The sequence below is a fragment of the Pseudomonadota bacterium genome (assembly GCA_039028155.1).
Lineage (GTDB): Bacteria > Pseudomonadota > Alphaproteobacteria > SP197 > SP197 > JANQGO01.
The window spans coordinates 1-3,403 of record JBCCIS010000112.1 but is presented as its reverse complement, the minus strand read 5'-3'; the positions used below and the strand labels follow the sequence as shown (position 1 = coordinate 3,403).

The following is a 3,403-nucleotide window of genomic DNA, read 5'->3' as shown; positions in this document are numbered from 1 at the left end:
CGTTTGTAGATGTCGAAGTTAAGACCGTCGACGGCTTTGATGGCGCCAACCTGGCGGCGCAGGATGCCCTGCAGGATGGGAAAGTGCATGCGCAGGTTCTCGACCTGCACCAGGGCTTCGGCCTCAGTACTCATAGCGTGGCCTGTCGTCATCGGCATTCCACCAGCATGCGACCTCATGGCCGTCGTCCATCGCTTCCAGAAGCGGGTTTTCGACCATGCAGCGGGCATAGGCGTGCCGGCAGCGCGGCGCGAACGGGCAGCCCCTGGGCGACTGCAGCAGGTCCGGCGGCTGCCCGGCAATGCTCGCCAGACGCGTCGGCCCGGCCTCATCCACATGGGGCAGTGTTTCGAGCAAGGCGCGCGTATAGGGATGTTGCGGACGCGCATAGAGTGACGCGACCTCCGCATGCTCGACGATCGAGCCCGCGTACATGACGGCGACCCGGTCCGCGATGCCCGCGACGACGCCCAGGTCATGGGTGATCCACACGATCGCCATGCCGAGTTCCTGGCGCAACTCTTTGACCAGTTCGACGATCTGCGCCTGGATCGTGACATCCAGCGCAGTCGTCGGCTCGTCGGCGATCAGGATCTTCGGCTGGCAGGCAAGCGCGATGGCGATCATGACGCGTTGGCGCATGCCGCCGGAGAACTGGTGGGGGTAGTCGCCCAGGCGCGAGGCCGCCTGGGGAATGCCGACCAGCTCCAGCATTTCGACGGCGCGTTCGCGCGCCTTCGCCTTGCTGAGGTTCAGGTGACGGCGCAATGGCTCGGCCACCTGATAGCCAACCGTCAGCACCGGATTGAGCGACGTCATGGGGTCCTGAAAAATGAACCCGATCTGACCGCCACGAACATCGCGAATAGCGTCATCACCCAATGTGATGAGATCGCGCCCTTCGAACAGCGCATGCCCGGCGACGATCTCCGCCGGCGGCATGGGCAGGAGTTTCAGCAGCGACATCATGGTGACGCTCTTGCCCGATCCGCTCTCCCCGACGACGGCAAGCGTCTCGCCCGGCGCAAGCGTGAAACTGACGCCGTTCACCGCATGCACCATGCCGTCTTGCGTACGGAAACGCGTTTGGATGTCGTGCACGTCAAGCAGCACCGGTGCGTCCGCACCGGGTGTCGTTAAACCCTGTCCTCCCTCACCCATCGCGTTTCGTTGGCCCCACGGGATGGCGGTGATTCGCCCTAGCCTGGGTCAAGCGCGTGGATTTGTCACCCCCGGCGATGGGCCGGCATGCTGGCGCTGACGATCGATCAACCCGATTTGACCACCTGGGCGTCCGGTGCGCCGGCACCATCGGCGACACCTTCGGCGAGCAGGAAAACCGCTTCCGACGATGCCCGACGGAACGCGGCGGCGTCTTGATAGCCGCTGGATTCATAGAACGTCTTGACCGCCTCGGCCGACGGGAACTCCAGCACCACCAGGCGGTCTTCAAAGGTCTTGCCTTCCAGAGTCTCGATGTCGCCGCCGCGCACCAGGAACTTGCCGCCATGTTGCTCGATCAACGCCGGCGTCAACGCGGTGTACTTCTTGTAAGTCTCGGGGTCGTCGACCCGAACCATGGCAATGACATAGGCCGTCATGCGTCTCTCCCACATACAAAGGACATCTGCCCCAGGCAACGGGTGTCGGCCTGTCCTGTCAAGCCGAAGGGCCGTTTCTAGGTGTTCGCGGATGAATTAGCCAGAAAGCGGACGATTCGTTATCATTCGCCGGTCTTTGATCTGACGGCGCGGGACGGCCGTCATCGGTCGAGCGCCACGAAACGGATCACCCGGGGAGGTGAACGATGTGGGACTGGATCAAGGAAGCCGCCACCACGGTCGCCAATGCCGGCGCGCAGTATCTGATGCACACCACGTTCATCGAGAGCCTGATGACGATGACCTACGAGCAGGCCTATCAGGCCCTGCACGACAAGGTCTTCGAGCTGGATAACGACGGCTACCAGGCGTTCTTGAACGCACTCAACATGCTGCACATGCAGACACAGCAGCAGTTGCAAAACACGGCCCAGTTCGGTAGCGGCGAATCTTGGGGCTCCAGTTTCGAGGACCAGATGGCGCAATCGATGGCCGAGATCCAAGCCGGCGTGTCGGGCCAGCCAAACCCGGTCTACCAGCAACTGCAATCGCGGCTTCAGAATCTGGAGGCCATCGCACAACACGCTCAGGCTTTTCGCCAGGAAGCACTCGCGGCCGGTGCCGGCACCGGTAGCGGCGTCAGCCCGGCGGCAGCGCTCGCCGACAGTGCCAGCGCGAACATCAGCGCGGGCGCCAGCCGCGTCGCGGAGGAGGTCGATGCCTTTCAGCGTCACGCGCGCGAGATCTTCTCCTCGTTTACCGACAACCTCGCCGAGACACGCGCCGAAAAGAAAGACGACGCTGCCCCGCTGGACGAAATGGCAGCGCTGCAGCTTTACGTTCAAACCGATGGTCGCGTGACCGCAGCCATGACGCGGCTGATGCCCGGCTCCGCCGACGCCGCCGTCATCGACGAGCTCTTGGACATTTGCGACGACTACCGGCGCGTGATGGACGCACCGCCGTCGGCGCACGGCATGTATTCCGATGCCGACCTCAACCGCAAGATCGGCCAGGCCCTGACCTTTGCCGCGATGGCCGCGGAGTCCCTGCGCGACGACAAACAGGCGCTCGGCTTGCTGCATCAAGCGCTTGATGCCTACATGGCCGCCGGCGACACAGCCGAGATCGCAAAGTGTCAGGAGAAGATCGGCGCGCTGGAAGTCGTTCTGTCAGGCGATACGGACGCGGAAATCGAGAGCCTTCAGAGCGCGCTCCTGGCACAGAGCGAACCGTCGCTGGACCGCGCGGAGACTCTCATCTCGCTGGGCGAAGCGATCAACCGCAACGGCGACGACTTCGGTGCGCGCGAACACCTTCATGACGCCGAAGACCTGCTGATCGCGTTGGGCCACGACAACCCCGACAGCGGCGACCTCGCGCAATCGCTGATGGCGTCCATGCAGGCGCTGATGGCGGGCGAAGCCCAGGCCGGCGACACCGATATCGAAAAGAGCATGGCGGTGCGCGGCCTCTACATGCGGCTTTACCACGCTCTTGGTTCCGCCTATCGCGATGACGACCCCGAGCGCGCGGCGTCCTATCTGGCGCGCGCGGAGGCGATGGACAGTCAGGCCGCAAGCCAGGATTTCGGCGCACAGATGATGGCGTTGCTGAATGGCGGCAAGCCGGGCCCGTCCTGAGTGCTTTAGACCCGTCACCAGTCCCCGGGAGCAGGCATGAGTTTTTCGGCGCCGGTTCGCGTTGCGCGCGCGCTCGAACGGTTGGACCTGGAGAACCGGCGGCGCGGCCCCGACGACGACCGCGCCGATCTCCTGGAACTCGCCCACAGCACGCAGGCT

At 64.1% G+C, this 3,403-nt stretch carries 3 protein-coding genes; 1 reads left to right on the top strand and 2 read right to left on the bottom strand.

Going from position 1 to position 3,403, the window contains the following annotated elements; translation table 11 throughout:
- Positions 1-123 precede the first annotated feature (123 nt).
- Both AAF563_25505 and AAF563_25500 read right to left on the bottom strand, forming a co-directional pair.
- Positions 124-1,161 (bottom strand): ABC transporter ATP-binding protein, encoded by a 1,038-nt coding sequence (locus AAF563_25505; protein MEM7124658.1) that lies wholly within the window; start codon positions 1,159-1,161, stop codon positions 124-126.
- 107 nt (positions 1,162-1,268) lie between these two features.
- Positions 1,269-1,601 carry a DUF1330 domain-containing protein gene (locus AAF563_25500; protein ID MEM7124657.1) on the bottom strand — a complete coding sequence of 111 codons (333 nt, stop codon included), beginning with the start codon at positions 1,599-1,601 and terminating at the stop codon, positions 1,269-1,271.
- A 206-nt stretch (positions 1,602-1,807) separates the two neighbouring features.
- Here AAF563_25500 and AAF563_25495 point away from each other — a divergent pair, with 206 nt between their 5' ends.
- Positions 1,808-3,244: a hypothetical protein gene (locus AAF563_25495; GenBank protein MEM7124656.1), complete on the top strand. Its 1,437-nt coding sequence runs from the start codon at positions 1,808-1,810 to the stop codon at positions 3,242-3,244.
- The last annotated feature ends 159 nt before the right edge of the window (positions 3,245-3,403 follow it).

Coding starts and splice junctions, on each gene's coding strand:
- AAF563_25495 (MEM7124656.1), top strand. CDS start 1,808: ATGTGGGACTGGATCAAGGAAGCCGCCACCACGGTCGCCAATGCCGGC.
- AAF563_25500 (MEM7124657.1), bottom strand. CDS start 1,601: ATGACGGCCTATGTCATTGCCATGGTTCGGGTCGACGACCCCGAGACT.
- AAF563_25505 (MEM7124658.1), bottom strand. CDS start 1,161: ATGGGTGAGGGAGGACAGGGTTTAACGACACCCGGTGCGGACGCACCG.